Genomic DNA, 25965 nt, shown 5'->3' on the forward strand with positions numbered 1-25965 from the left:
GAACCCACCCCGGAACCCGCTCCGGAACCCGCTCCGGAGTCGGTCCCCGCTTCCGAGCCTGCGCCTGCCTCCGAGCCTGCTTCCGAGCCCGCACCGGCTTCTGAGCCCGCGCCGGAATCCCAGCCCAGCGAGGGCTGACGGCCTGCAAAAGCCCGTACCGCCAGCAAAGCGGCGGAACCTGACCAAGAAAAGAGCGGCGAAAGCGAATGCTTTCGCCGCCTTTTTGTTGGAGTTAAGCCCCCGACGGGCTCGCAGAAAATGCAGTTTTGTGCGGTTTCGCCATGGCGAATTTCGTTCGGGAACGGTATAATAGAACTGTCGTGTGAAGAGAGGGGGAATGGGCCATGACGGCCGTTTTTGTAAAGTCTGCGTCCTTTTTGTTTGTGATCCTGCTGGGAGTCGCGTTCCGGGCAGCCGGAATCTTCGGCGAAAAGGACCACCGGGTGATCAGCAACATCGTGCTGAAGATCACCCTGCCCGCGGCGGTGATCAGCAGCACCGCCAATATGACCTGGAAGCCGGAGCTGCTGCTGATCCCGGTGCTGGCTCTGGCGGGCAGCTGGCTGATGATCGGGCTGGGCATGCTGATGAGCCGGGGCAAAAGCACCGGGGAACGGATCTTGAACATGGTCAACTTCCCAGGCTGGAACATCGGAGCGTTCGCATTGCCCTTTTTGCAGAGCTTTCTGGGAGCGGAAGCGGTGATGGGCGCCTGTCTGTTCGATGTGGGCAACTCCATCATGTGCACCGGCGGGACCTATGCGCTGGTCTCGGTGGTATGCGGCGGCGAAAAGCCGGACCTGAAAAGCGTGGGCAAAAAGCTGCTCAGCTCGGTGCCCTTTGTGACCTACATCACCATGCTGGTGCTGATGATCCTGGGGGTCGTGGTGCCCCAGGGCCTGCTGGACTTCATCAGCCCCATCGCCGCGGCCAATCCCTTTCTGGCCATGCTGATGGTGGGCGCCATGTTCCAGATCAAGGCCCGGCCGGAATACCTGTGGAGCGCGGTGCGGGTGCTGGGCGTTCGCCTGGCGGCGGCGCTGGTGTTCTCGGTGTTGGTCTTCTGGCTGGCTCCCTTCTCGCTGGGCATCCGCCAGGGGCTTGCGGTCATGGTATTTGCCCCCATCTCGGTGATCGCCCCGGCCTTCACCGAAAAGTGCGGCGGCGATGAGGGCCTGGCCAGCTTCATCAACTCCCTGTCCATCCTGCTGGGCGTGGCGGGGATGCTGACGGCGCTCTTTGTGCTGGGCGTGATGTGACCTCTGCGGACATACCAAAAGGAAAACAGCCCTGAGCTGCGCGCTCAGGGCTGTCTTTTTCCGTTGAGGATGGGTCAGGCTTCCGGCTGATCGTCCAGGTAGCCGAAGGGAACGATGTCCACCGCCTCCACAATGCCGTCCCGCATCCAGAGAGTGGTGTCGGTGCGCAGGGTATAGCCCGCGCCCGGGTCGGCCATCCAGTCCTCGGGCTTGCGCTGGGGCAGAGCCTTCTGGGCCAGCATGCTCATGATCACGCCGCCGTGGGTCACGCAGGCGGCCTCCTCGGTGCCGGAGCGGATCATGTACTCGAACAGCTTCATCAGGGTCTCGCCGCAGCGCCGGTGGAACTGGGCCGTGGGCTCCGCGCCCTGGGGCGTAAAGCCGGAGGTGGGGTCCATCCAGCGGGCGAAATCCGGCTCGTGCACCAGCTCGCTCACCTTGCGGCCCTCAAACACGCCGAAGCCCGCTTCCCGCAGCTGGTCGATGGCCAGCTTGCGGGCGGTGGGGAAGAGAATGTCCGCGGTCTGGGTGGCCCGCAGCAGGGGCGAGGTGAACACCAGCGGAGGCTGGGGGTATTCAAACCGGCCGCACAGCTCCTCCAGCTGGGCACGGCCCTCATCGCACAGGGGCAGATCGGTGCCGCCGCCCACATAAAGCCCGTCCAGATTGCCCTGGGTCAGCCCGTGGCGGATCAGGTGCAGGGTAAAGGTCTTCAAAAAAATCCCTCCTGAAAGCAAAGAAAATGGTTACAAAATAGTAACATAATACTAAATGGAAAATTCTTGAAACACAATATTTAGAAAAGAACTCCTGTTTATTATCATACATCTAGGTGTCAAAGTCAATATTAGGCAAAACCTACGAAAAAACAAATAGAATATTGGCGAAAATTGTATTTACAAAGCGTTTTGGTTGTTTTATAATTTACGATACGTAATTGTCTCTGCGGGTGGCCTGTGCCAGGCGCAGACAGGACGGACTTGCGGAACAAAGAGGTAGATAGTGCATGACGACTGAATTTAACCGGATCATTACCCTGCTGCGCAAAGAGCGGGGCATCACCCAGAAGCAGGCGGCTGCGGATCTGGGTGTATCCCAGGCTTTGCTGTCCCACTACGAGAAGGGCATCCGCGAATGCGGGCTGGACTTTGTGGTGCGCGTGGCGGAGTACTATGACGTGTCGTGCGATTACCTGCTGGGCCGCAGCCCGGACCGGAACGGTCTGACCCTGCGGGTGGAGGACATTCCCAGCCCGGACGCCGCGCGGGACAGCATCTATCGCGGCAGCACCCTGCCCACCATGAACAAAAAGCTGATCTCCAACAGCCTGAACATCCTGTACGACAAGCTGGGCGCCAGCCAGAACAGCGATCTGATCAGCGAGGTGAGCGGCTATCTGAGCGTGGCGGTGTACAAGATGTTCCGCCTGCTCTATTCCTCCAACGCCAAGAACGCCAGCAGCCTGTTCAGCGTGAGCAACGGCCGCTGGAACGGCTATTCCTCCGCCGCCATGGATACCGCCGAGGCCAACGTGGCCGCTATCCTGGCCGGGGAAGAGGTGGGCAGCAGCGCCCCCATGAAGGACACCGGCTGCTTTGCCATGACCAGCCAGAGCCTGGAGCAGGATTACCGCCTGTATTCCGGCAGCCTGATGATGCTGATCAAAAACAGCGAGAAGCGCATCGACAAGCAGAAATAACCAAAAAAGCAAAAGACCGGAGCCCCGCAGGGTCCCGGTCTTTTTTTGTGCATTCGGTTTGGAAGATTACAGCTGGCCGATGGCTTTGCGGCACTCGGCGCAGATGTTGCGGCCGTGAAACTGCATCACGCCCTTGGCCTCGCCGCAGAACACGCAGGCGGGCTGATACTTTTTCAGAATGATCTCGTCGCCTTCCACGAAGATCTGCAGGGAGGAGTCCTGGTCGATCTCCAGTACCCGGCGCAGCTCGATGGGCAGCACGATGCGGCCCAGGTTGTCGATCTTGCGGACCATGCCAGTGGATTTCATAATGCGATCTCTCCTTTTGTTTGGGAATTGGGTTCTTGGGAAAAGAGTCGGTCATGGGAAACGGGCGAACAGGGAATACTCGCCCGTTTGCTTCATTATAAACCACCATGGAAAAAATGTCAATATATGGCAAATAATTGGAAAATGCTTTTTTCCGGGGCGAAACCCGGATTTTTAGGCAAAAAAAGCAGCCCGTCCGGCCGCCGAATGGCGTGCCCGGACGGGCTGCTTTGAAATGTACAGGGATTACAGCTGCAGCATGCCCACTTTTTTGTAGACCTTGCTGACCATCCGGTCGGCCATGCGGCTGGCCTTTTCGGCGCCCTCGGCGAGCACGCCGTCCAGATACTGCTTGTCGGCCAGGATGCGGGCGTATTCCTCCTGGATGGGGCGGAAGGCGTCGATCACGCTGCCGGCCACGGCCTCCTTGAACACACCGTAGCCCTGGCCCTCGAACTCCTTCTCGATGGCGGCGAAGTCCTTGCCGGTGAGCACGCTGTAAATGCTCATCAGGTTGGTCACGCCGGGCTTGTCCTCACCGGCGCGCACGGTGCCCTCGCTGTCGGTCACGGCGCGCTTGAACTTGCGCAGGATGGTGTCCGTGTCGTCGGTCATCAGGATGAAGCTGTTGGCGTTGGTGTCGGACTTGCTCATCTTCTTTTCCGGCTCCTGCAGGCTCATGATCTTGGCGCCGGTCTTGGCGATGTAGGGCTCGGGCAGGGTGAAGGTGGGGCTGTACTGATTGTTGAAGCGCTGGGCCACGTTGCGGGCCAGCTCCAGATGCTGCTTCTGGTCCACACCCACGGGCACCAGGTCCGCGTTGTACACCAGAATGTCCGCCGCCATCAGAACAGGGTAGGTGAACAGGCCGGCGTTCACGTTGTCGGCGTGCTTGGCGCTCTTGTCCTTGAACTGGGTCATGCGGCCCAGCTCGCCGAACTGGGTGTTGCAGGCCAGAATCCAGGAAAGCTCGGCGTGGGCGCGCACGTGGCTCTGCACGAACAGCACGCTCTTCTCCGGGTCGATGCCGGTGGCCAGCAGCATGGCCGCGGCCTCCCGGGTCTGACGGCGCAGGGCCGCCGGGTCCTGCCGCACGGTGATGGCATGCAGGTTCGCCACCATGTACAGGCAGTCGTATTCTTCCTGTAAAGCGCCCCAGTTGCGCACCGCGCCCACATAGTTGCCCAGGGTAAAGGTACCGGTGGGCTGGATGCCGGACAGGATGCGCTTCTTGCGCTGTATTTCTTCGCTCATTGTTTCTGCCTCATTTCTTTTTGGGCGCTGCAAAACGCCCGTAACTGATACTTGTATTATAGCCGCTGGCTGTGTGCTGTCAAGCCTTACTGGGCCAGCCGCAGGGGATTGCCGCTGTCGGCCAGGGCGGCGTCCAGATAATCGGTGTCGATCAGGCCCTCCAGAATGGTGCTCTGCTCGGCCAGCTGCCGGGTGAGCCGGGCGTAGACCCGGTCGCCGCCGTGGTAGCCGTCGATGTACTCGTCGTCGCTGGTGTCCGGCATATAGCTGAAGTCGTAGACCTCGTAGCCGTAGGGCGCGCACAGCTCGGTGAGGATCTTGGGAATCCAGTCGAAGTAACCGTAGTTGCCGCTCTCGGCCATCCGCTCGTAAACGCTGGGGGCGTAGGGCGGGATGATGAGCACCACCTGAATGCCCCGGTCGTTGCACCAGGCCAGCAGACGCTGGACCACCTCGGTGCTGGTGGGATACACATACTCGCCGTATTCAAAGCGGTTGGTGCCTTTTAAAATGCGGTCGTAGGTGTCGTGGAAGCCCACGTCGGTGCCCTCCTCCGGGTGATCCAGAAGCCGCCCGTAGCAGTAGCTGCCGTCCGGGTTGAAGCCGCTGCCCCGGCCCACCGCCGCCATGCCGTACACATCCGGGTGGGGGGGGAACACATCCAGCAGGGAGTATTTGCCCGCGGCCCAGCCCCGCATGGCCTCAGACAAAGCGGTCTTGGCGGAAAATTCATAGTGCCCGTAGTCGAAGGCCTCCGGCATGCCGCCGGTGCCCACCCAGGCCTGGTTGAAGAAGTACTGGTCCATCACCATGATGAGGGTGTCGGGCAGGCTTTCCTCGGGCAGGTTCTCCAGAAAATACTGAAACTCGTTGATGTAGCCGCTGCCGCCGCCCGCATTGTAAAAGCTGTCGGTGGTGAAGAACTCGCTGTGGAACTGCATGCTGCGGCTGGTGCCCAGCACCAGCAGGTCCGCGCCCTTGCCGCTGGCCACCAGATGCTTGTAGTAACGGGTGTTGTCCCGGTAGGCAAGGCCCAGGAAGGCGGGCTCGCCGTCCAGCACCATCTGGGCCACCTCTTCCTCGGTGCGCCATTCGCCGCTGGTGTATACCGCCAGCCCGAACACACCGCACACCAGGATTACCGGCGCGAGGAACAGCGCCACAACTGCCAAAAATCGTTTCATACCGGCCTGTCCTCCTTAAAATGCGAAATAGACGTTCTGCAGGGTGCCCGCCGCGCCAAAGAACAGGCTGGCAAACACGCACAGATAGCAAAGCAGCACCAGCGGCACCGGCTTCTGACGCGCCGCCCAGGCCCCGAAGCCCTCCTTGCGGGAAGACCAGTCGATCCCGGCGGCCAGCAGGGTGAACAGCCCCAGCTGGAGCATGCTGGCCGGGGTGTAGCCCAGCTGGGTGAAGCTCTCCTTCAGATATTGCAGGCTGAAGGAGAAGGGCTGGAACAGATACTGGGCCACCAGCTGTGCCTGATGCAGGGTGCCGGTCATGAAGAAGAACCAGCCGATGTTCACCAGCACGAAGGTGAACAGACAACCCACCACCGACCGCAGCGGGCTGTTTTCGCCCTGACCGAGGGCGCCCCAGGCGGCGGCACGGGCCTTTTTGGTGGCCCGGCCAATCAGCAGGTAAACGCCGTGCAGCGCGCCCCAGACCAGGAACCCGGCGGTGGCGCCGTGCCATGCGCCGGAAAGCACGAAGGTGACCATGGTGGCCAGAACCAGCACCGGCACGCCGTTGCGGCTGCCGCCCAGGGGAATGTAGATGTAGTCCCTTAAAAAGCTGGAAAGGCTCACATGCCAGCGTCGCCAGAACTCGCCGATGCTGCGGGAGAAATAGGGGCTGAGAAAGTTTTCCTCCACCCGCAGACCCAGCAGATTGGCCACGCCGATGGACATCTGGGAGTAGCTGGCAAAGTCAAAGTACAGATACAGGGTGTAGGCCAGCAGCGACCAGACGATGCCCAGGCTGTAGTAGTGGTCCGGCTGGTACAGCGCGCCCTGATAGCCCGCCAGCTGGTCCGCCAGGCACTTTTTCAAGAACATGCCCCAGCAAAAACGCACGCAGCCGGTGTAGGCCAGCGCACGGTCGAAGGTCATCGCGGGGGCTTTCAGCTGCGGCAGCAGGCTGCCCGCCCGCTGGATGGGACCGCTGGCCAGCTGGGGGAAGAAGCCCACGTAGTTGAAGTAGCACAACGGGCACTTCTCGGCCTGGATGCGGCCCTTGGCCACATCCGCCAGATAGCTGATGGTCTTGAACACATAAAAGCTCAGGCCCACCGGAGCCACAAGCCCCTCGAACAGGGCAGGGGAGGCCAGCGGCAGGTATTTGTAGGCCGCCAGCGGAGCAAGGCTCAGCAGCACGCCCAGCCACATGGCTGCCCGGCCGCCGCCCTTCTGGGCCCACAGGCCGCACAGATAGCCCGCCAGGCAGATGAGCACCAGGCAGATCACCGCCTTGGCCCCGAACAGCCCGGCAAAGACCAGGTTCGCCGCCGCCAGCAGCCAGGGCCGGGCCTTGGCGGGCAGACCCCACCAGCCGGCGAACACCAGCGCGCCGAACCCGGCAAAAGACAAAGAAAGAAAATTCATGGAAACGCTCCTTTTGCATGGAAAAATCCAACAGGTCTTTTCCTATTATAATAAAAGGGGCAAGGGCTTGTAAAGCGAAGAAGTTTTGCGGCCCGGTTGACAAGCCGATGTGCGCACCTTACAATAAACAAGAGAAACAAACCGCCCGTCCAGCGCTGCTTGCCGCCCCGGGCGCGTGAGGATAAAAGGAGTAGAAACGATCATGGCGAACAATACCGTACGCACCCGTTTTGCGCCCAGCCCCACCGGCTACATGCACGTGGGCAACCTGCGCACCGCTCTGTATGCCTACCTGAAGGCGAAAAGCAAGGATGGCACCTTCATCCTGCGCATTGAAGACACCGACCAGGAACGCTACGTGGACGGCGCGGTGGACATCATCTACAACACCCTGCGCCAGACCGGTCTGCTGTGGGACGAAGGTCCCGACGTGGGCGGCCCGGTGGGTCCCTATGTGCAGAGCGAGCGCATGGGCATGTTCAAGGAATACGCTGAGCAGCTGGTGAAGGCCGGTCAGGCCTACTACTGCTTCTGCACCCCCGAGCGTCTGGAAAAGATGCGCGAGGAGCAGAAGGCCGGCGGCGCCGTGGTGGGTCATTACGACGGCCACTGCCGCAACCTGAGCCAGGCTGAGATTGACGAGAAGCTGGCCGCGGGCGTGCCCTACGTCATCCGCCAGAAGATGCCCAAGGAGGGCGTGACCAGCTTTGACGACGTGGTCTACGGCCACATCGAGGTGAACAACGCCGAGCTGGAGGACCAGATCCTCATCAAGACCGACGGCATGCCCACCTACAACTTCGCCAACGTGGTGGACGACCACCTGATGGGCATCACCCACGTGATCCGCGGCTCGGAGTACCTGTCCAGCGCGCCCAAGTACAACCTGCTGTACCAGGCCTTCGGCTGGGAGGTTCCCACCTACATCCACTGCCCGCCTGTTATGAAGGACGCTCAGAACAAGCTGTCCAAGCGCAACGGCGACGCTTCCTATCAGGATCTGGTGGCGAAGGGCTACCTGAGCGAGGCCATCCTGAACTACATCCTGCTGCTGGGCTGGAGCCCCAAGGGCGAAGAGGAGATCTTCACCCTGGAGGAGATGGTCAAGATCTTTGATGAGTCCGGCATCAGCAAGAGCCCGGCCATCTTCGATCCCCTGAAGCTGCGGGCCATCAACGCGGAGTACATCCGCCGTCTGCCCGCCGAGAAGTTCCGCGCAATGGCCGATCCCTGGATCGACCAGGCCGTGCATGTGGAGATCGACCGCGACCTGCTCTGCGCCAACCTGCAGCCCCGCTGCGAGGTGCTGGGCGAGATCCCCGAGCAGCTGGACTTCTTCGACGCCGTGGTGCCCTACACCACCGACCTGTACACCAACAAGAAGCAGAAGACCAATCCCGAGACTGCCAAGCAGGCTCTGGAGGCTCTGCTGCCCCTGCTGGAGAACCTGGCGGACTGGAACCGGGACGCTATCTTCGAGGCCTGCAAGGTGAAGGCCGAGGAGATGGGCGTGAAGAACGGCTGGCTGCTGTTCCCGCTGGGCATCGCCCTGTCCGGCAAGCAGCGCACCCCCGGCGGCGGCACCGACCTGGCCGCCATGATGGGCCGCGAGGAGACCGTCAAGCGCATCCGCGCCGCTCTGGAGCTGCTGTAAAATGCATTTTGCCCGCTTTCCGTTTGGAAAGCGGGCTTTTTGTTTGTTCCTGCCCCTTTTTGCAAAAGCAAGGCCCTGCGGCATTTTTTGCCGCAGGGCCTTTTTATACTGATTCTATGCAGGTCCGGGGCGGATTATGCCCCGGCGGCAAAAATCAGAAAAAACGAGGTGGAATGTTATGGGTGAAAAATTGCGGCTTTTGCCCCTGCGGCGGCTGGCCGGCTGGGGGCCGGGGCTGCAGCAGCTGGCGTCCGGCGCGCTGGGCGCGCTGCTGGCCGCGGGCAGTGTGTTCGGGGGACTGCACCCCTTTGGTCTGGCGCTGCTCATGGGAGCGGGCACGGCCCGGCTGTGGGCGGCGGGCGCGGGTGTGCTGGCCGGGTATCTGATCTTTCTGCCCCTGGCCGACGGGCTGCGCTATCTGGCGGCGGCCGCGGTGGTCCTGGCCGGGCGGGCCATGTTTCGGGAGCAGTTCTGGCCCGCCGCCGCGGGGGGGTGCGGAACCCTGCTGACCGTTCAGCTCATGCTGGCGATGAGCGGGCTGGCAGGCCCGGCCCAGTCGGTGGCAGCGGTGGGCGACGCGGCTCTGGCCACTGCCTGGGGCTGGGGGCTGTTCCGGGCGGGCGCCAGAGCCCGGAGAGGCGGGCCCCTGGGGGCCGAGAGCCTGCTGCTCTGCTGCGCGGGGCTCTGCGGCCTGCAGCAGCTGCCCGCCATGGGGCTGCTGCCCGGCGTGGTGGTACTGGCGGCGGGCGGCCTGGCTCTGGCCTTCCGGGGCAGGCTGCGGGACTGCGCCATCTTCTGTTTGTGCGGGGCGGGGGCGCTGGCCGCGGCGGACCCGGATCTCTGCTTTGCCGGGCTGGCGGTGGCGGTGGGCTGTCTGGCGGCAGCCTACTTCACCCCCGGGGAGCGGCTGGGCTGCGCCACCCTGTTTCTGGCGGGCGGGCTGCTGGGGGTGCTGGCCGCACCCCAAAGCAGCCTGGCAGTGGGCTTTCTGGGCAGCGCCGCGCTGGGGGAAGCGGCCTTCTTTGCCCTGCCCGCCCGCCTGCTGGCCTCGCTGCCCGGACAGACCGATCCCGCCGCTGCACAGCGGCCCCGGGTGGCCGGAGCGGTGAGTCAGCTGGAGAGCGTGGCCAACGCCCTCACCGGCATTGCCGACACCGTGAACCAGGTGTATGAGACCCTGCCCCGGCGGGGCGAGAGCTACAACTGGGTGGTGGACTATGTGGCCGAGGAGCTCTGCCGCACCTGCGGCAGCCGGGAGCGCTGCTGGGTGCAGGACTACAGCACCACCATGGACGGCTTCTACCGGCTCAAGCCCATTCTGGAGCAGCAGGGCCGGGCGGCACTGGAGCAGTTACCCGGCCAGTTCTGCCGCTGCATCCATCCCACCGAGCTGTGCAGCTGTTCCAGCCGGGGGTACGCGCTGTACCGGGGCAGGCGGGAGAGCCGGGTCAAGGCCGGAGCCATGCGGGCGGCTCTCACCGAGCAGTACAGCGCCATGGCCCAGGCGCTGAGCCAGATGGCCGGGCAGCTGGGTCAGAGCATTGTGCCGGATGTGGGCAAGACCGAGCAGCTGGGACGGCTGTTTTCCTCCATAGGACTGGAGCCGCTGGAATGCCAGGCGGGCTTCGACGCGGCGGGCCGCCTGCGGGCGGGAGTCACGGTGAGCCGTACTCCCTTCAGCCAGCAGGAGCTGAGCGAGATCACCGAGGAAGCCCAGCGCATTCTGCACCGGCCGCTCACCCTGCCCCGGGTGGACCACTGCCGGGCGGTGACCACCATCACCTTCAGCGAGCAGCCGCTGTATTTTCCCCGGTATGGGCTGGCGGCACGTCCGGCCAAGGCGGGGGCCTGCGGCGACGCGGTGGAGCAGTTCTGCGATTGCTTCGGCAATGCCCATCTGCTGCTCTGCGACGGCATGGGCGTGGGCCGCCCCGCCGCCATCGACGGCACGCTGGCAGCCACCCTGGCGGCAAGGCTTTTGAAAGCGGGCTTCGGGGCCCAGAGCGCCGCCCGGCTGGTGAATGTGGCTCTGGCCTTAAAAAGCGACGAGGAGAGCGCCGCCACCATGGATCTGGTCACGGTGGACCTTTACACCGGCCGGGCCAGCCTGTTCAAGGCAGGGGCCTGCCCCACGCTGCTTTTGCGGGGGGGCAAGGCTCAGGCGCTGGATGGCAGCAGCCTGCCGGTGGGCATTCTGGAGCAGGTGGTGGGCCAGCAGGATGCAGTGGCCCTGAACGAGGGGGACTGGGTGGTGCTGGTGAGCGACGGCGCGCTTACCGACGGCAGCGGCTGGCTGTGCCAGCAGCTGGAGCTCTGCGCCGCCAGCGGCCATACCCCGCAGCAGACCGCCGAGCTGCTGGCAGATATGGCCCAGAAACGGGCGGAGGGCCGCCGCAGGCCGGACGATATTTCGGTGGCGGTGCTGCGGCTGGAACGGGCGGTGGACTGAACCGCCCGCGCCCCGGACAAACAAAAAACGCCCAGCCGGATGGCTGGGCGTTTTGCTGTTTCAGATCGATTAGGCCTCGGCAGAAGCGGAAGCAGCCTCGCTGGAAGCAGCCTCAGAAGAAGCGGCCTCGGAAGCGGCAGCCTCGCTGGAAGCAGCCTCAGAGGAAGCGGCCTCGGAAGAAGCAGCCTCGCTGGAAGCAGCCTCAGAGGAAGCAGCCTCAGAGGAAGCGGCAGTGCTGGTGGAAGCAGCAGCGCTGGAAGCAGTGCTGGTGGTCTCGCTGCCACCGCAGGCAACCAGAGACAGGGCCAGAGCGGCCACGCAAGCAACGGCGATGATCTTAGAAGACAGTTTCATGATGTCATTCTCCTTTTCGTTTTGATTCGGAAAATCGCCCCATAAACCATAGGGCGCCGGATTGTTCCGGTGGGCACGTTTGCGCCACTGCCTCGGAACGTTTTCCTATCATACCCTCAATGTATGAACATTCTATGAAGAAACAGCATCAAAAAAGTAACAATTTGTACAAAAAACTGAGGAAGTTTTGTAACAAAATGGCTACAGAGCAGGGAGATAAGCCGGTTCAAAGGGGCTTGCGGCCTTGCTCTACATCTGTTAGAATAAAGATGGGACTACAAGATGTAGAAATGAATTGCTGGTCAAACAATGGAAGGAGCGCGCTTATCATGCGACTGTCGGAAGCGGAACTGGAAATCATGGAGCAGATCTGGAAGCTGGGGCGGCCGGTCACGGCTGCCGAGCTGGCCGGTCCGCTGCAGCAGAAGGGCTGGAAGCCCACCACCCTGCTGACCTTTTTGGCCCGCATGGCGGCCAAGGGGGCGTTGAAGGTGGAAAAGCGGGGCAAACAAAATGTGTATACCGCCTGCGTGAGCAGCGAGCAGTACCGGGCGGCTGAAGCCCAGGAGCTGCTGACCAAGCTGTACAGCGGCAGTGTAAAAAGTATGGTGGCCGCCCTTTACGACGGCAAGGCCCTTTCCGGCGACCAGCTGGACGAACTGCGGGACTGGCTGGAAACGAGGTGAGCGAAGCCGATGTATGAACTGTTCTACACCTGGCTGCTGCCCACCAGCCTGGCAGGCGCGGTGGCGGCGCTGCTGGGGCGTGCCCTCGCTCCGCTGCTGAAACGGCTGAGCTGGCGCTGGCAGCGGCGGGCGCTGGGGTGTATCACGGGCTTTTTCCTGCTGCCGGTGGGGCCGCTGCTGGCTCTGCTGCCGGGTTTGAAGTACTCCACCGGGCTGGAACCGGTGGGGCAGGCGCTGGAAAATGCGGCCCAGACGGCGGTGCATACCGTGAACATCAGCGCCCGGCCGGTGATGACCGCCCCGCTGGCCCAGCCGGTGGAGCCGGTGCAGCCTCAGTTGGCCGGTCAGCTGCTGGCGGTGCTGCCCTGGCTGTGGGCGCTGGGGGTCGTGCTGTTTACTCTGTGGCAGCTGGCGGGGTACCGGCGTTTTTGCCGGGCGCTGCGCCGGGTGCGAGGCCCGCTGAGCGAGACGGAACAGCGCCTGCTGCGCCGGGTCAGTCTGGAAAGCGGGCACATCGCCCCGCCCCGGGCTTACGTCTGCCCGGGCGTGAGCACGCCGCTGCTGGTGGGGGTGCTGCGGCCGGTGCTGTATCTGCCCCAGGGCATGGACGAGGGAGCGCTGGAGCTGGCGCTGCGCCATGAGCTGGCTCACCTGAACGGCGGCGATCTGTGGGGCAAGGCTGCGCTGCGGCTGGCCTGCCGGGTCCACTGGTTCAACCCCCTCTGCCACTGGCAGGCCGCCCGGATGGAACGGCTGTGCGAGCTGGCCTGCGACGAGGCGGCGGTGCACGGGCTGAACAAGGAACAGCGCAAGGCCTACGGACGGGTGCTGCTGGCGGCCGCGGCCGGGCCGCTGCCCGCCGGAGCCTCGGGCATGAGCGCCGGGCCGGACAATCTGAAAACGCGGCTGCTTGCCCTGTTCGAGCAGCCCAGGGCCAGCCGCCGTCAGATGCTGGCTGCGGCGGCGGGGCTGCTGGCTGCCGTCTGCCTGACCGCCTGCACGGCGGCGAGCCTGTCGGCGGGGGTGTCTGCCGAGCCGGAACGCCTGGCCGCAAACGGGCTGGAACAGCTGAGCTTTTTGCAGCAGCAATCCCAGTCCGCCGCCCGCCAGGCGGTGCCCGCTCCCATGCCGGAGCCGGAGGAAAAGCCTGCTCTGGCCGAGGGGCAGGCCAGCGTACAGTGGGTGCGCGAGGAGCAGAGCGTGGCCGGGGAATATGAATATGAGCAGGATGAGAGTCTGGCCGACGGGCAGTATGTGATCGAGCGCCGTGCGGCGGACGGACTGGACGAGGTGAGCGGCTGGGCCTTTTACGACGAGCAAAACGTTCTGACAGATTACCAGGAGGTGGACCGCATCACCCTGCAGGCCCCGGTGAAGGGCATTGTGCGGTATAACGGCGACCTGAACCTGGTCAAAAACGCGGTGGAGAGCAGCGAGACCGGGCAGCAGAATGCGGTGGACAGCGAAACCTCGGTATCGCTGATCTGGCCGGTGCCCGGCTACACCTATGTGAGCCGCTGGATGAGTTATTACCACAAGGGCGCGGATGTGATCGCCCCCAGTGGGTCCCAGGTGTGCGCTATGGCGGCCGGTACGGTGACCGCCGCAGGCTACCACTATAGCTACGGCAATTATGTGATCATCGACCATGAGGGCGGGGTGCGCACCCTGTATTCCCATCTGAAGGACCTGAACGTGGGCGTGGACACCCAGGTGGAGCAGGGCGCGGTGATCGGCACCGTGGGCAGCACCGGAAACTCCACCGGAAATCATTGCCATGTGGAGATCTACGTAAACGGCGAGCGCCGCAGCCTGCGAGAGTGGTTCCCGGAGTATTGATTTGAGAAAAAGGCAGGGCGAATCCCACCCGGGATTTGCCCTGCCTTTTTATTGTGTGGATGTTATGATGTACCGACCGCCGCATCCTCGATCACGATCGGCCCGGCGGAGAAGTTCTGCACATAGAAATACACCTCTCCGGCCTCGTGAGCTGTATAGGTGTATTCCAGCTTCGCGTCCTTGCCGCAGGTGAGCTCACAGGGGATTCCGTCCACGATCACGCCCAGCGCCAGGCGGTCGCCGCCCGGGCTGGCCTGGGGATTGTCCTCTGTGTTCTGCCGCAGCGAGAGGGTGAGCTGGCCGTTTTCTTCCAGGACCCAGCCGCTGCCGTCCTCCTTTGTGAGAATGGCAATTTCGCCGTTGTCGAACACAAATGCCGGGAATTCCATGCATTCGCCGTTCGCCACGCCGCAAACCGTGCCCACCTCGTCGAAAAACAGCACGTCGTTTTCTTCCAGCCAGTCCACATCCAGAATCTCTCCGCTGAACCCGGCAAGCAGCCGTTCGCCCGGCTCTTCATCCGGCTGGCTGGCGCTGGTGCTCACGGCATACAGGGGCTTTTGCAGCTGCTGCTTTTCCTGCCGGTCAAACAGCCGGACGCCCCACACCTGCGCCGAAACCGCGCAGGCACAGGCGGCCAGGGCCACGGCCAGCGCCGCCGCCAGTCCGGTGAGGAAAAATTTGCGGGGAAGCCTGTGCGCCGGCCGTTCCGTCCCGTCCAAAAGGGCGAGCTGTTCCAGCGTCCGCTTTTGAATCTTCCCGGCATCCGCGCCCTGTGGGTCGGTCTGCCGGACATCGTCCAGTGCCGCAAACAGTTCGTGCAGTTCCATCGGCTCGTTCATTGCTGCTCCTCTCCCTCCAGGTTTTTCTTCAGCTGCGCCCGCAGCCGGAACAATCGCACCCGCAGTGCGCCGGGGCTGATCCCAAGCGCCCCGGCGATGGCGGCAATGCGTTGGTTGTCGTAATAAAAGCGGAGCAGCAGCTCCCGGTCCGCCGGGGAAAGCGCTGCCAGATGTTTGTTCAGCCGGCGCACCGCTTCCTTTTGCTCCAGCCGGGTTTCCAGCGGGGTCTCCTGCTCCAGAATCTCCTCCAGCAGCGGAAGACATTCCGCTTTCCGGCTGCGCAGAGCGTCCACCACCAGGTTTCGGGTGATTCTCACCAGGTATCCCTTCAGCGAACGGTCCGGGTCCAGGTCCTGCCGGTGACGCCAAAGACGGACGAAGGCGTCGGAGACGATCTCCTCCACGTCCTGCGGGGTGAGCGGCGGCACCGCCAGGTTTGCCGCAACGGTACACAGATAGGGGGTGTAGAGCGCCATGAGCTTCTGCAGCGCCTTGCTGTCGCCCTGTCTCAGCTGCCGGACCAATTGCTCCTGTTCCATGGATCATCCACCTTTTCGATCGATCTTGCCTTTTCAATACGAAAGCCGGCAGCTTTTGTTACAAAAAATATCGCCTGCTTTCCCGCATCGGCACACGGGGAAGCAGGCGATGAAAGCGCACGGGTCACAGATACAGCTCGTTCTCTTTGCGGTCCGCGCAGACCTTGGCCAGCTTGTTGCTCAAAACATCCAGCATTTCCGGTGGCAGCTGCCGGGCGGAGTGGGGACACACCGCGATGCAGCGCATGCAGGAGATGCAGGCATCCTTGTTCACCTTGCTCACGTCCTGCGGGTCGATGGCCTGCGCCGGGCACTCCTTCGCGCACACGCCGCAGGAAACACAGCCGCCGGTGGGGGCGGGGAGCATGGGCAGCACGCCGAAGGGCTTGTAGGGGCGGTTGCCGGGCAGTTCCGGCTCGGTCAGCTCGCCGCAGGCCAGTTTCTCCCGGATCGCTTCGCCGAATGCCGAGAGCCGGGCCAGATCCTGTGCGTCCGGCCGCCCGGCGGCATACTGGCGGGCAATGGAATGCTCCGCGATGGCCGCCACCGCCGCCACCACCCGGAATCCGGCCTCGCTGGCCAGATCCTGCAGCTCCACCAGGCAGTCCTCATAGGCGCGGTTGCCGTACACGCAGAGCAGCACCGCGGGAGCGCCGCCTCCCTTCAGCTGGCGGATGCGCTGTGCGGCCAGAGGGGGCACTCGCCCGCCGAAGGAGGGCACGGCGATCACGGCGGCGTCGGCAGGGGCCGACTGGGCCGGATGGACCGTCAGGTCGGTGCAGAGGGTCTCGCCGCCCAGCGCACCGGCCAGATGCTGCGCGGTCCTTTTGGTGCCGCCGGTGGGGCTGAAATAGAGCACATTGATCTTCATGGTGCAGGTTCCTCCTTTATGGATTGCGCCGCAGCGGCCGCAGCTGCGGCGGGTACAAAAAAACGATGGCAGGCGCGACGGCCTGCCATCGTTTGCATTCTGCGGGAAAAAGCCCGTGGAAAAATGGGAAAGGCTTAGGCCTTGTTCACGCTGCCGAACAGCTCCATCTTCTCCTTAACGGTAGCCTTGATGCCCTCAAAGCCAGGAGCCAGCAGCTTGCGGGGGTCGAAGCCCTTGCCTTCCAGATCCTTGCCAGCCTCGATGTACTTACGGGTGGCGTCGGCGAAAGCCAGCTGGCACTCGGTGTTCACGTTGATCTTGGAAACGCCCAGGCTGATGGCCTTCTTGATCATGTCGGCGGGGATGCCGGTGCCGCCGTGCAGAACCAGAGGAATGCCGTTGGTGGCCTCGTGGATCTTCTCCAGAGCCTCGAAGTCCAGGCCCTTCCAGTTGGCGGGGTACTTGCCGTGGATGTTGCCGATGCCGGCAGCCAGGAAGTCGATGCCCAGGTCGGCGATCTTCTTGCACTCAGCGGGATCAGCGATCTCGCCGGCGCCTACAACGCCGTCTTCCTCGCCGCCGATGGAGCCAACCTCGGCCTCGATGGAAATGCCCTTGGAGTGAGCCAGCTCAGCCAGCTCGGTGGTCTTGGCAACGTTCTCGTCGATGGCGTAGTGGCTGCCGTCGAACATGATGCTGGAGAAGCCAGCCTCGATGCAGGCCTTGGCGCCCTCGTAGCTGCCGTGGTCCAGATGCAGGGCAACGGGAACGGTGATGTTCAGGGTCTCGATCATGGCCTTAACCATAGCGGCCACGGTCTTGTAGCCGGTCATGTACTTGCCGGCGCCCTCGGACACACCCAGGATCACAGGGCTGTTCAGCTCCTGCGCAGTGAGCAGGATGGCCTTGGTCCACTCCAGGTTGTTGATGTTGAACTGGCCAACGGCATAGTGGCCGTCGCGGGCTTTGTTGAGCATTTCGGTTGCGCTTACCAGCATGATAATGATACCTCCATTTTCTCTCTTAAAAAACCGCACCGAGAGCGGTGCGGAAGAATAAAAACATGATGTTAAGTTTTTATCCTGCCAACAGTATAACCCAACTTGGCCGCAAAATCAATTCCCGCTTGCTTCTTTGACCTGCATTTTTCGTGCGGATTTTTGATTTTGGCCGCTGGGAAGATGGTGGCGGGCATAGTCGAAGATGAACTGCTGGGCAATGCCCTCATGGCCGCGGCAGCTCACCGGCACCCCGCGGGGGAACAGCTGGCACATGGCTTTTTTCATCCATACGTCCATGGGAAAGGCCTTCCAGAAGGAAAGGCTGTACAATAGCACGCAGTCCGCCACCTTGGGGCCCACGCCCTTCACGGTGCGCAGAACAGCCCGGGCGTTTTCCATGGGCATGGCGCGCAGGGCGGCTTCATAAATTTGACCGCAGGCCACCCGGCGGGCGGCGTCGATCAGGTATTCCGCCCGCCAGCCCGCCCGCAGAAAGGCCAGGTCCTCCGGTTCCAGCGCCGCCAGGGTTTCGGCGCTGGGGAAGCCGAAGCCGCCGCCCTCCAGCGGCTGGCCCAACCCGGTGCACAGCCGCTCCACAATGGCCTTGATGCGGGGAATGTTGTTGTTCTGGCTGATGATAAAGGTGCACAGCGTCTCAAAAAAGGGCTGGCGCAGCACCCGGATGCCCGGCTTGTGGCGCACGCACTCGGCCAGCTTTTTGTTGCCGGAACAGAACTTTTCCAGCAGGGCGGGGTAGTCCATATCCAGGGCAAAATAGTGCACCCAGAACGCCCGGTCGGTCTCCGATGCGCCCTCCAGAATCAGCGAATCGCCCTCCATCCGGGCGGTGACGGACCGGTTTTCCACAATGCCGTGCCAGGCCTCTCCATCGGCCTGCCATCGGAATGCCTGGCCGCAGTCCAGGGTGGCGGCCAGGTCCATGCCGCCGCAGTTTTCCACAATGATCAAAGCGGTACCTCCCGATCGGTAAGAATTTTGCGGCTTTTGGCCGCTTGCTGGTAAAAAAAGAGAAAAAATCCGCCCGCATCCACTGGGTTTTGTCGAAAAAGAGAAGGACATATTTCATGTTCAACAGCCTGTTAAGAAGAAAACTTTCCACTGTGATGTTGAAAACCCGTTGGGAATTGTGAGCAAATTTTGAAAAAACGGCTCAAAACAGCCACTTGTCAACACTTTCAACAGGGTTTTCAACATGTGGAAATCTTTTCGCGGTTTACAACTGGTATAACGGGCTGATGGAAGCGGGCGAAAAAATTCCTCTTGCATTTTACCGCGTTTTGTGCGTTTGGAAAAGCCCTCGCCCGCCCAAACTTCAGCGGAAGGGGGACTGTCCGGGCCGAAAACTTGGCTTCAAACAGTGGCAAAAAACGCCGTATGGTGTTATACTTTAACTTATATGCGGGAACCTGCGGGAAAAACCGCAAAGGATACCGCAAATCACAGCGATAACACGGCCCGGTCCACGGGCTTTGACAAAGGAGACGGCCCATGCCTCAGAAGTTTGATAAAAAGTTCAGCCCCAACGCCCAGCGCCCCGCCCGTCGGCCCGGCCCTGCCCGCCCCGAAGGCGAGCGGCGTGCCCCCCGCGGCCCGGAGGCCGAGGAGCCCTCGTCCAGCCTGGTCTACGGCAAAAACCCGGTGACCGAGCTGCTGAAAAGCGGCGCGGGCGTGGATACGGTGCTGCTGGCCGACACCCTGCCCGAGGCAGTGGCCGCCTATTACACCGCTCTGGCGAAAGAAGCCGGTGCGGTGGCCAAGCGGGTGCATGCCAACAAGCTGCGCCTGACCTGCGGCACCGACAGCCACCAGGGCGTGGCCGCCTTTGCCAGCGCGGTGGAATACGCCAGCCTGGACCAGCTGCTGGAGCTGGCAAAGGAAAAGGGCGAGCCTCCTTTCCTGGTGCTGTGCGACGGCGTGGAGGACCCCCACAACCTGGGTGCGATCATCCGGTCGGCGCTGCTGTGCGGCGCTCACGGCGTGGTGATCCCCAAGCGGGGCGGCGCGGCCATCACCCCCACGGTGCTGAAGAGCAGCGCCGGTGCGGCGGCCCGTCTGCCGGTGGCCCGCGTGGCCAACATCGGCGAGAGCATTCGCCGTCTGAAGGACCAGGGCGTCTTCGTCTACTGTGCCGACATGGACGGCGCGCCCCTGCACAAGAACGATCTGTCCGGTCCGGTGGCCCTGGTTATGGGCAGCGAGGGCCGGGGCGTGAGCCCGCTGGTGAAGAAGCTGTGCGACGGTGTGGTCAGCCTTTCCATGGCGGCCCGCGGCACCGGAGTGGACAGCTTCAACGTGAGCGTGGCGGCGGGCATCATTTTGTATGAGATCGCCCGCCAGCGCGGCCAGGGCTGAAGCATAGCCCAGCCAGCAACTAGCATACGGAGGAACAAAGAGCATGGCGGATCAAAGAAATTCCAGCTCGGTGGATGATATCCTGGAGACCCTGAAGCAGGGGCAGAGCGCCCCGGCGGCGGGCGGCTCGGTGGAGGACATCCTGGCAGATCTGGGGTTGGAACAGAAGAAGGCGGCTCCGGCAAGGCGCGAGACGCCGGAGTCCCCGGCCGCCCCGACGGGCCGGACGGTCCAGAATTTCTGGCAGGAGCCGGCGCCGGAGCCCCAGAAGCAGCGCAGTCAGAGCCGGGCAAAGCAAAAGCCCGCCAAGGCGGCGCCCCCGCCCCAGCAGGAGGAGCCCGCAGCGCCCCGCCTGTCCGATACGATCCAGATGGACAGCGACTTCCAGAAGTTTTTCAGCGAGAGCGTGGCGGTCATTCCGGATCTGGAGCAGGAGCAGCACCCGGGCTTTTTCGCCCGGTTCGTGGGCCGCAAAAAGAACGCGGAGGCCCTGGACGATGAGGAGGGCATGGACGCGGAGGATTACTCCACCGAGCTGAATCCGGAGGAGGACGAGCCGGAGAAGCAGGCGCCCAAGCGCCGCCGCTTCGGCTTCTGGCACAAATGGAGCGAGGACGAGTACGAGGAAGACGAGTACGACGAGGAGACCGGCGAAGAGCAGGAGGACGCCCCGGAAGAGGACGAGGAGCCGCCTGCCCGGGAGCGTGAGCCCTTCCGGCTGTTCCACCGGGAGCGCCGTGCCCAGTCTCAGGAAGACCCGGCCTCCGGCACGGTGGAGCTGCCGCTGCCGGACGAGACTCCGGCCCGTTCCACACCCTGGGTGGACCGGGCGCCCACCCGGCCGGTGGCCGAGCCGGTGAATCCTGTCCGGCAGCAGCCGGTGGGCGCGGTAAAGATCGAGCCGGTAGAGAGCCCCACGGTGGAGGCCGAGCCTGCAAAGCCTGTCCGGCAGCAGCCGGTGGGCACGGTGCAGATCGAGCCGCTGGAAAGCCCCACGGTGGAGGCCGAGCCTGCAAAGCCTGTCCGGCAGCAGCCGGTGGGCACGGTGCAGATCGAGCCGCTGGAAAGCCCCACGGTGGAAGCTGAGCCGGTAAAATCCGACCGGCCGCAGCCCGCCGAAGAGGACCAGCCGACCATGGTGCTGCGGCCCGAGGAGCTGGAGCTGGAGGAACATCCCACCGGTTCGGTGCAGCTGGATGTGGAATGGGACAACGAGCCCGGCTCGGATGCCACCCGTGTGCTGGAAAAGGACGATGGGGGCAAGGGCGGTGCGCCCCGCCTGCTGGGCGACGAAGTTCCCGGCGAGCCCTTTGCGGAGGAGCCCGGCCCGGAATATGTGGAGGACTACGAAAACCCGGCGGACGCGCCGATTGTCCAGCAGGATCTGGACCGGCTGCGCCTGACCACCGCCATCCGCACCGGTGTTTCCGCCGCGGCGGGTCTGGTGCTGCTGTATCTGGGCCTGGCGGTGGGCGACAGTCCGCTGCCCGCCATCGGCGCGGTGGACCCGGCGGTGGCGCCCATGGCTTACCTGGCGGTGAACCTGGTGCTGCTGGCTGCGGCCTGCGCGGTAAACTGGCGGGTGTTCTGGAACGGCATCCGCGGCCTGTGGGGCGCTCCCACGCCGGACAGCGTGCTGGCTCTGGCAGGAATGGGCGCGCTGGCCCAGCTGCTGGTGCTGATGATGAAGGCCGACTCCTTCGAGGCCGACAAGCTCACCCTGTTTGCCGCCCCGGCGGCGCTGCTGCTCTGCTTCGGCGCGCTGGGCAAATATCTGATGAGCGGTGTGATCAGCCGCAACTTCGGGCTGGTCAGCACCGGAAACGAGCACGTGGCCGCCTTCCGTCTGGCCGACAGTGAGCTCTGCACCCGTCTGGCCGAGGGCCTGGGCGAGCCGGAGCCCTGCTTGGTGGCCAGCCGTCCCACCACCCTGGTGGAGGGATTTTTGCGCCGCAGTTTCTCGGTGCGCGCCAGCGACCGGATGCTCCAGCGCATGAGCTGGGTGCTGGCCGGTGCGGCTCTGCTTACCGCATTGATCGCCCTGTTCTCCAAACAGGGTCTGGCCATGGCCTTCACCGCCTTTGCGGGCACGCTGTGTCTGGGCGGCCCGGCCAGCGCCACCCTGCTGGCGGCGGTGCCCGGCATGCTGATGCAGAAGAGCGCCGCCCGGGTGGGCGCTGTGGTGCCCGGCTGGAGCTCCATCGAGGAGCTGAGCGGCGCCAACATGATCGTGGTGGGCGCAAAGGATCTGTTCCCCGCCAAGAGCGTGCGGCTGCACGGCATCAAGACCTTTGAGAAGGAGCGCATCGACCTGGCCATCCTGTATGCCGCGTCGGTGCTCATCGCGGGCTGCGATACCCTGCGGGATGTGTTCATGAACATCATCCAGGGCAAGACCAACATTCTGTTCCCGGTGGAAAGCCTGGAAAACGACCCCGGCTTCGGCTTCACTGCCTGGGCGGGCGACAAGCGGGTGATCATCGGCAACCGGGCCATGATGGAAAAGCAGGGGGTGGAGATCCCCTCGCTGGACTACGAGAACCGCTATACCAAGGGCAAAAAGCAGCCCATCTATCTGGCGGTGAGCGGCCGGCTGTTCGGCATGTTCCTGGTCAGCTACAAGGCCGACGAACAGGCCGCCCATGTGCTGGAAGCGTTGAACCGTCAGGGCGTGTCGGTGCTGGTGAAGAGTGATGACTTCTCGCTGACCACCGAGCTGATCAGCCAGCTTTACGGTCTGGAGGAGGGCAGCGTGAAGGTGCTCAGCGGCGCCGAGCGGCATGCCCTGGCCCCGGCCACCGAATACCGGCAGTACAGCCCCGGCTGTATGGCTCACATCGGCAGCTTCACCTCCTTCGTGGGCGGTCTGCTGGCGGCGGCGGGCGCAGCTTCGGCTGAGCGCACCTCCTCTCTGGTGCAGGCGGCGGGCATCCTGGTCAGCGTGGTGCTGGCATTGCTGTTGGCCTTCACCGGCGGCATGGCCGCATTGGCTCTGCCCGCGCTGGTGCTCTACCAGGCGGCCTGGGCGGTGCTCACCCTGATGATTCCCATGCTCAAGCGATACGAGTGATAGAACGTGTTTTAAAAGCTGCCAAAAGGCGCGCCCAAAACGGGCGCGCCTTTTGTGCGTTTTGGCGCAAAAACAAGGCTCTCTTTTCCGTCAATAGGCAATCTGCACAAAGCTTGCCATGGATTTTGTGCAGGGAAACCAGCCTTTTTTTAGAACATTATCTTTAAAAAGCTTGGTGATTGTGATAAGATTTTTGTATAGATTGCTGCCGCTGCAATTTCTCGTGGCAAAACAGGCGGCAGAAGAGAGGGTATTAACTTATGAATTACGCCAACAAAGACATCCGAAACATCCTGGTAGCCGGCCACGCCGGCTGCGGCAAGACCACCCTGATCGAAGCACTGCTGTTCAGCACCGATCCTGAAATGCAGCGCGCCGGTACCGTGCAGGACGGCAACACCGTGTGCGACTTTGATCCCGAGGAGCAGAAGCGCCACGCCAGCCTGGCAGCGGCCGTTGCCCCCGTGGAGTACGACGGTGTGAAGCTGAATTTCATCGACGCCCCCGGCCTGTTTGATTTCGAGCTGGGCATGTACGAGGGCATTCAGGCGGCAGAGAGCGTTCTGATCACTGTGTCGGCCCGTTCGGGTGTGACCGTTGGCGCGGAAAAGGCCTTCCATCTGGCCGAAAAGCACGGCAAGAGCAAGATCGTGTTCGTGAACAAGACCGATCTGGAAAACGCCAATTACTATAAGATTCTGGAAAACCTGAAAACCAAGTTCGGCCCCAGCATCTGCCCCTGCGTGGTGCCTGTGCGGCAGGACGACGGCACCATCCTGTATGTGAACCTGTTCAGCCAGAAGGCCTTCAAGTATGAGAGCGGCAAGCAGGTGCAGGTGGAGCTGCCCGAGATGGGCCATCGTCTGGAGGGCCTGGTCGCCGCCATGAGCGAGGCCGTGGCCGAGACCGACGACGAGCTGATGGAGAAGTTCTTCTCCGGCGAGCCCTTCACCACCGAGGAGATCGTGAATGGCCTGGCCAAGGGCTGCCGCACTGGCGCCATCACCCCCGTGTTCTGCGGCAGTGCCGTGAACCAGCAGGGTCTGGACATGCTGCTTTACAACCTGAAGGTCCTGCTGCCCAGCCCGGCGGATGCACCCGCTGTTCTGGCCGAGGATGCCGCCGGTGAGCCGGTGGAGGTCACCTGTGACGAGGCTGCCCCCCTGGCTGCCTACGTGTTCAAGACCGTGGCCGATCCCTTTGTGGGCAAGCTGTCCTACGTGAAGGTGGCCAGCGGCACTTTGAAGAGCGACAGCGCCCTGGTGAACGCCCGCACCGGCGAGGCCGAGCGCATGGGCAAGCTGCTCTACGTGAAGGGCAAAAAGCAGACCGATACCAACGTGATCTGCGCGGGCGACATCGGCGCAGTGACCAAGCTGCCTGCCGCCCAGACCGGCGATACCCTGTGCGAGGCTGGCCGTGTGGTCAAGCTGCCCGCACCCACCTTCCCCACGCCCACCCTGTCCATGGCCATCCGCGTGGCCAAGAAGGGCGATGAGGGCAAGATCGGCGCGGCTCTGGCCCGCCTGATGGAAGAGGACCCCACCCTGACCTACCGTGTGGATACCGAGACCGGCCAGCAGATCATCAGCGGCCTGGGCGAGCAGCATCTGGACGTGGTGGTCGCCAAGCTGAAGGCGAAATTCGGCGTGGATGTGGAGCTCACCGTGCCCAGAGTGGGCTACCGTGAGTCCGTGCGCAAGAAGTGCAAAGCCCAGGGCCGTCACAAGAAGCAGACCGGCGGCCACGGCCAGTTCGGTGACGTGTGGATCGAGTTCGAGCCCTGCGACAGCGAAGAGCTGGTCTTCGAGGAGAAGGTGTTTGGCGGCAGCGTGCCCAAGAACTACTTCCCCGCGGTGGAAAAGGGCCTGCGCCAGGCAGCCGAACACGGTGTGCTGGCGGGCTACCCGGTGGTTGGCCTGAAGGCCACCCTGCTGGACGGCAGCTACCATCCCGTGGACTCCAGCGAAATGGCCTTCATCATGGCCGCCAAGCTGGCTTATAAGGCCGCTCTGCCCGAGGCCGGTCCCATGATCCTGGAACCTGTGGGCACCCTGAAGGCCCACGTTCCCGCCGACAACACCGGCGACGTGATGGGCGACGTGACCAAGCGCCGCGGCCGCGTTCTGGGCATGAACCCGGACGAGGACGGCCTGCAGGAGGTCGTGGCCGAGGTACCCATGGCCGAGATGCAGGACTTCACCACCTTCATGCGCCAGCTGACCCAGGGGCGTGGTCACTTCACCCTGGAGTTCGCCCGCTATGAGCCCCTGCCCTCCAACCTGGAAGGCAAGGTCATCGAGGAAGCCAAGAAGCTGCGCGGCAACACCGATGATGAGGAATAATTCCTTTGCCCCTGACATAACAATGAATTGAAAACGGGACCCGCGGAAGGGAAAAATCCCTTTCCGCGGGCCCCGTTCCGTTTGCCAAAAAGCAGAAGGAATTTTTGGTCATTCAGCCAAAAAAAGGGGGTTCGGTTGACAAATCATCCAGAACTCGTTATACTATCAAAATTAAATGGAAGCAAACCGCGGCCCATTGTGATTTGTGAACAAGCATACCCCCCTTGGGCACCGCCGGTACCACAGGTCCGGCAGGGCATTTGGCGGCCGCGGCTTCCCACAGATTAAGGAGTAAACAGAACCATGAGCAATGTAAAAGAAGTTGTTGTGACCGTCGCCGGCCTGAAGGCCCTGGAGGACGAGCTGGAGGAACTGAAGACCGTCCGCCGCAAGGACGTTGCGGAGAAGATCAAGGTGGCCCGTGGCTTCGGCGACCTGTCCGAGAACAGCGAGTACGACGAGGCCAAGAACGAGCAGGCCTTCATCGAGAGCCGCATCGCCCAGCTGGAGGCCATGCTGAAGAACGCCCGCGTGATCGATAACGACGAGCTGAACCTGGACACCGTTTCCGTGGGCACCCACGTGAAGATCGAGGACGAGGACGGCGAGGTTGAGGAGTACGACATCACCGGCTCCACCGAGGCGGACCCCCTGAACGGCAAGATCAGCGACGAGAGCCCCGTGGGCGCTGCCCTGATGGGCCAGAAGGTGGGCCAGACCGTGACCGTGACCCTGCCCAACGGCGGCACCATTGATTTCAAGATTCTGGAGATCAGCCGCGCTGCCCTGTGATCGGCGAAAATCACAAAAAAGAA

At 63.1% G+C, this 25965-nt stretch carries 21 protein-coding genes; 10 read left to right on the forward strand and 11 right to left on the reverse strand.

Annotated features, from left to right (window positions below):
* Positions 1–344 precede the first annotated feature (344 nt).
* The gene (locus B5G03_RS17990) at positions 345–1259 is read left to right on the forward strand and encodes an AEC family transporter (RefSeq protein ID WP_087180698.1); all 915 of its coding nucleotides are present in this window, start codon (positions 345–347) and stop codon (positions 1257–1259) included.
* 74 nt (positions 1260–1333) lie between these two features.
* On the opposite strand, the gene B5G03_RS05170 is transcribed toward B5G03_RS17990, so the two are convergent.
* A complete protein-coding gene (locus B5G03_RS05170; RefSeq protein ID WP_087180699.1) occupies positions 1334–1975 on the reverse strand; it encodes a histidine phosphatase family protein in 642 nt (213 codons plus the stop codon).
* Positions 1976–2265: 290 nt separating this feature from the next.
* Between B5G03_RS05170 and B5G03_RS05175 the strand changes: the two genes are divergently transcribed.
* Positions 2266–2958 carry a helix-turn-helix domain-containing protein gene (locus tag B5G03_RS05175; protein ID WP_087180700.1) on the forward strand — a complete coding sequence of 231 codons (693 nt, stop codon included), beginning with the start codon at positions 2266–2268 and terminating at the stop codon, positions 2956–2958.
* Between the two features lie 66 nt (positions 2959–3024).
* Here the strand turns inward: B5G03_RS05175 and B5G03_RS05180 are convergent, their stop codons facing one another.
* The 4 genes from B5G03_RS05180 to B5G03_RS05195 all read right to left on the reverse strand — a co-directional run bounded on the left by B5G03_RS05180 (position 3025) and on the right by B5G03_RS05195 (position 7127).
* Positions 3025–3267, reverse strand: coding sequence for an AbrB/MazE/SpoVT family DNA-binding domain-containing protein (locus B5G03_RS05180; protein WP_087180701.1), 243 nt, complete (start codon positions 3265–3267; stop codon positions 3025–3027).
* 246 nt (positions 3268–3513) lie between these two features.
* Positions 3514–4521, reverse strand: coding sequence for a tryptophan--tRNA ligase (trpS, locus tag B5G03_RS05185; RefSeq protein WP_087180702.1), 1008 nt, complete (start codon positions 4519–4521; stop codon positions 3514–3516).
* Positions 4522–4607: 86 nt separating this feature from the next.
* Positions 4608–5705, reverse strand: a complete 1098-nt coding sequence (locus B5G03_RS05190) for a hypothetical protein (RefSeq protein WP_087180703.1) — start codon at positions 5703–5705, stop codon at positions 4608–4610.
* Positions 5706–5720: 15 nt separating this feature from the next.
* Positions 5721–7127, reverse strand: a complete 1407-nt coding sequence (locus B5G03_RS05195) for an MBOAT family O-acyltransferase (RefSeq protein WP_087180704.1) — start codon at positions 7125–7127, stop codon at positions 5721–5723.
* A gap of 202 nt (positions 7128–7329) precedes the next feature.
* Here B5G03_RS05195 and gltX point away from each other — a divergent pair, with 202 nt between their 5' ends.
* Together gltX and B5G03_RS05205 are read left to right on the forward strand one after the other, a co-directional pair.
* Positions 7330–8781, forward strand: a complete 1452-nt coding sequence (gltX, locus tag B5G03_RS05200) for a glutamate--tRNA ligase (protein ID WP_087180705.1) — start codon at positions 7330–7332, stop codon at positions 8779–8781.
* Between the two features lie 178 nt (positions 8782–8959).
* Complete coding sequence (locus tag B5G03_RS05205; RefSeq protein ID WP_087180706.1) at positions 8960–11230, forward strand: serine/threonine-protein phosphatase; 2271 nt, start codon at positions 8960–8962, stop codon at positions 11228–11230.
* 69 nt (positions 11231–11299) lie between these two features.
* On the opposite strand, the gene B5G03_RS05210 is transcribed toward B5G03_RS05205, so the two are convergent.
* Positions 11300–11584, reverse strand: coding sequence for a hypothetical protein (locus B5G03_RS05210; protein ID WP_087180707.1), 285 nt, complete (start codon positions 11582–11584; stop codon positions 11300–11302).
* A gap of 329 nt (positions 11585–11913) precedes the next feature.
* Between B5G03_RS05210 and B5G03_RS17350 the strand changes: the two genes are divergently transcribed.
* Positions 11914–12270: a BlaI/MecI/CopY family transcriptional regulator gene (locus B5G03_RS17350; protein ID WP_087291973.1), complete on the forward strand. Its 357-nt coding sequence runs from the start codon at positions 11914–11916 to the stop codon at positions 12268–12270.
* 9 nt (positions 12271–12279) lie between these two features.
* The gene (locus B5G03_RS05220; RefSeq protein ID WP_087180709.1) at positions 12280–14109 is read left to right on the forward strand and encodes a M23/M56 family metallopeptidase; all 1830 of its coding nucleotides are present in this window, start codon (positions 12280–12282) and stop codon (positions 14107–14109) included.
* Between the two features lie 62 nt (positions 14110–14171).
* Here the strand turns inward: B5G03_RS05220 and B5G03_RS05225 are convergent, their stop codons facing one another.
* From B5G03_RS05225 to B5G03_RS05245, 5 genes are all read right to left on the reverse strand, one after another.
* Positions 14172–14951, reverse strand: coding sequence for a hypothetical protein (locus B5G03_RS05225; RefSeq protein ID WP_087180710.1), 780 nt, complete (start codon positions 14949–14951; stop codon positions 14172–14174).
* A complete protein-coding gene (locus tag B5G03_RS05230; RefSeq protein ID WP_087180711.1) occupies positions 14948–15490 on the reverse strand; it encodes an RNA polymerase sigma factor in 543 nt (180 codons plus the stop codon). Before B5G03_RS05230 ends, B5G03_RS05225 begins: the two co-directional genes overlap by 4 nt.
* Positions 15491–15614: 124 nt before the next feature.
* The gene (locus B5G03_RS05235; protein WP_087180712.1) at positions 15615–16361 is read right to left on the reverse strand and encodes a 4Fe-4S binding protein; all 747 of its coding nucleotides are present in this window, start codon (positions 16359–16361) and stop codon (positions 15615–15617) included.
* A 134-nt stretch (positions 16362–16495) separates the two neighbouring features.
* Positions 16496–17359, reverse strand: coding sequence for a class II fructose-1,6-bisphosphate aldolase (fba, locus tag B5G03_RS05240; RefSeq protein ID WP_087180713.1), 864 nt, complete (start codon positions 17357–17359; stop codon positions 16496–16498).
* A 117-nt stretch (positions 17360–17476) separates the two neighbouring features.
* Positions 17477–18322, reverse strand: coding sequence for a DNA-3-methyladenine glycosylase family protein (locus B5G03_RS05245; protein WP_242962304.1), 846 nt, complete (start codon positions 18320–18322; stop codon positions 17477–17479).
* Between the two features lie 549 nt (positions 18323–18871).
* On the opposite strand from B5G03_RS05245, the gene rlmB reads away from it, so the two are divergent.
* The 4 genes from rlmB to greA all read left to right on the forward strand — a co-directional run bounded on the left by rlmB (position 18872) and on the right by greA (position 25942).
* On the forward strand, positions 18872–19735 hold the full coding sequence (gene rlmB / locus B5G03_RS05250) for a 23S rRNA (guanosine(2251)-2'-O)-methyltransferase RlmB (RefSeq protein ID WP_087180714.1): 864 nt from the start codon (positions 18872–18874) through the stop codon (positions 19733–19735).
* Positions 19736–19778: 43 nt separating this feature from the next.
* The gene (locus B5G03_RS05255) at positions 19779–22805 is read left to right on the forward strand and encodes a hypothetical protein (RefSeq protein ID WP_087180715.1); all 3027 of its coding nucleotides are present in this window, start codon (positions 19779–19781) and stop codon (positions 22803–22805) included.
* Between the two features lie 260 nt (positions 22806–23065).
* Complete coding sequence (gene fusA / locus B5G03_RS05260; RefSeq protein WP_087180716.1) at positions 23066–25150, forward strand: elongation factor G; 2085 nt, start codon at positions 23066–23068, stop codon at positions 25148–25150.
* A 303-nt stretch (positions 25151–25453) separates the two neighbouring features.
* On the forward strand, positions 25454–25942 hold the full coding sequence (gene greA, locus B5G03_RS05265) for a transcription elongation factor GreA (RefSeq protein WP_087180717.1): 489 nt from the start codon (positions 25454–25456) through the stop codon (positions 25940–25942).
* Positions 25943–25965: the final 23 nt, after the last annotated feature.

Origin of the sequence: Gemmiger sp. An50 (genome assembly GCF_002161595.1) — a bacterium.
Lineage (GTDB): Bacteria > Bacillota > Clostridia > Oscillospirales > Ruminococcaceae > Allofournierella.

What these genes read in the sequence shown, in the direction of transcription:
- B5G03_RS17990 (WP_087180698.1), top strand. Translation starts at nt 345, where the DNA reads ATGACGGCCGTTTTTGTAAAGTCTGCGTCCTTTTTGTTTGTGATCCTG.
- B5G03_RS05175 (WP_087180700.1), top strand. Translation starts at nt 2,266, where the DNA reads ATGACGACTGAATTTAACCGGATCATTACCCTGCTGCGCAAAGAGCGG.
- B5G03_RS05180 (WP_087180701.1), bottom strand. Translation starts at nt 3,267, where the DNA reads ATGAAATCCACTGGCATGGTCCGCAAGATCGACAACCTGGGCCGCATC.
- trpS (WP_087180702.1), bottom strand. Translation starts at nt 4,521, where the DNA reads ATGAGCGAAGAAATACAGCGCAAGAAGCGCATCCTGTCCGGCATCCAG.
- B5G03_RS05190 (WP_087180703.1), bottom strand. Translation starts at nt 5,705, where the DNA reads ATGAAACGATTTTTGGCAGTTGTGGCGCTGTTCCTCGCGCCGGTAATC.
- B5G03_RS05195 (WP_087180704.1), bottom strand. Translation starts at nt 7,127, where the DNA reads ATGAATTTTCTTTCTTTGTCTTTTGCCGGGTTCGGCGCGCTGGTGTTC.
- gltX (WP_087180705.1), top strand. Translation starts at nt 7,330, where the DNA reads ATGGCGAACAATACCGTACGCACCCGTTTTGCGCCCAGCCCCACCGGC.
- B5G03_RS05205 (WP_087180706.1), top strand. Translation starts at nt 8,960, where the DNA reads ATGGGTGAAAAATTGCGGCTTTTGCCCCTGCGGCGGCTGGCCGGCTGG.
- B5G03_RS05210 (WP_087180707.1), bottom strand. Translation starts at nt 11,584, where the DNA reads ATGAAACTGTCTTCTAAGATCATCGCCGTTGCTTGCGTGGCCGCTCTG.
- B5G03_RS17350 (WP_087291973.1), top strand. Translation starts at nt 11,914, where the DNA reads ATGCGACTGTCGGAAGCGGAACTGGAAATCATGGAGCAGATCTGGAAG.
- B5G03_RS05220 (WP_087180709.1), top strand. Translation starts at nt 12,280, where the DNA reads ATGTATGAACTGTTCTACACCTGGCTGCTGCCCACCAGCCTGGCAGGC.
- B5G03_RS05225 (WP_087180710.1), bottom strand. Translation starts at nt 14,951, where the DNA reads ATGAACGAGCCGATGGAACTGCACGAACTGTTTGCGGCACTGGACGAT.
- B5G03_RS05230 (WP_087180711.1), bottom strand. Translation starts at nt 15,490, where the DNA reads ATGGAACAGGAGCAATTGGTCCGGCAGCTGAGACAGGGCGACAGCAAG.
- B5G03_RS05235 (WP_087180712.1), bottom strand. Translation starts at nt 16,361, where the DNA reads ATGAAGATCAATGTGCTCTATTTCAGCCCCACCGGCGGCACCAAAAGG.
- fba (WP_087180713.1), bottom strand. Translation starts at nt 17,359, where the DNA reads ATGCTGGTAAGCGCAACCGAAATGCTCAACAAAGCCCGCGACGGCCAC.
- rlmB (WP_087180714.1), top strand. Translation starts at nt 18,872, where the DNA reads ATGCCTCAGAAGTTTGATAAAAAGTTCAGCCCCAACGCCCAGCGCCCC.
- B5G03_RS05255 (WP_087180715.1), top strand. Translation starts at nt 19,779, where the DNA reads ATGGCGGATCAAAGAAATTCCAGCTCGGTGGATGATATCCTGGAGACC.
- fusA (WP_087180716.1), top strand. Translation starts at nt 23,066, where the DNA reads ATGAATTACGCCAACAAAGACATCCGAAACATCCTGGTAGCCGGCCAC.
- greA (WP_087180717.1), top strand. Translation starts at nt 25,454, where the DNA reads ATGAGCAATGTAAAAGAAGTTGTTGTGACCGTCGCCGGCCTGAAGGCC.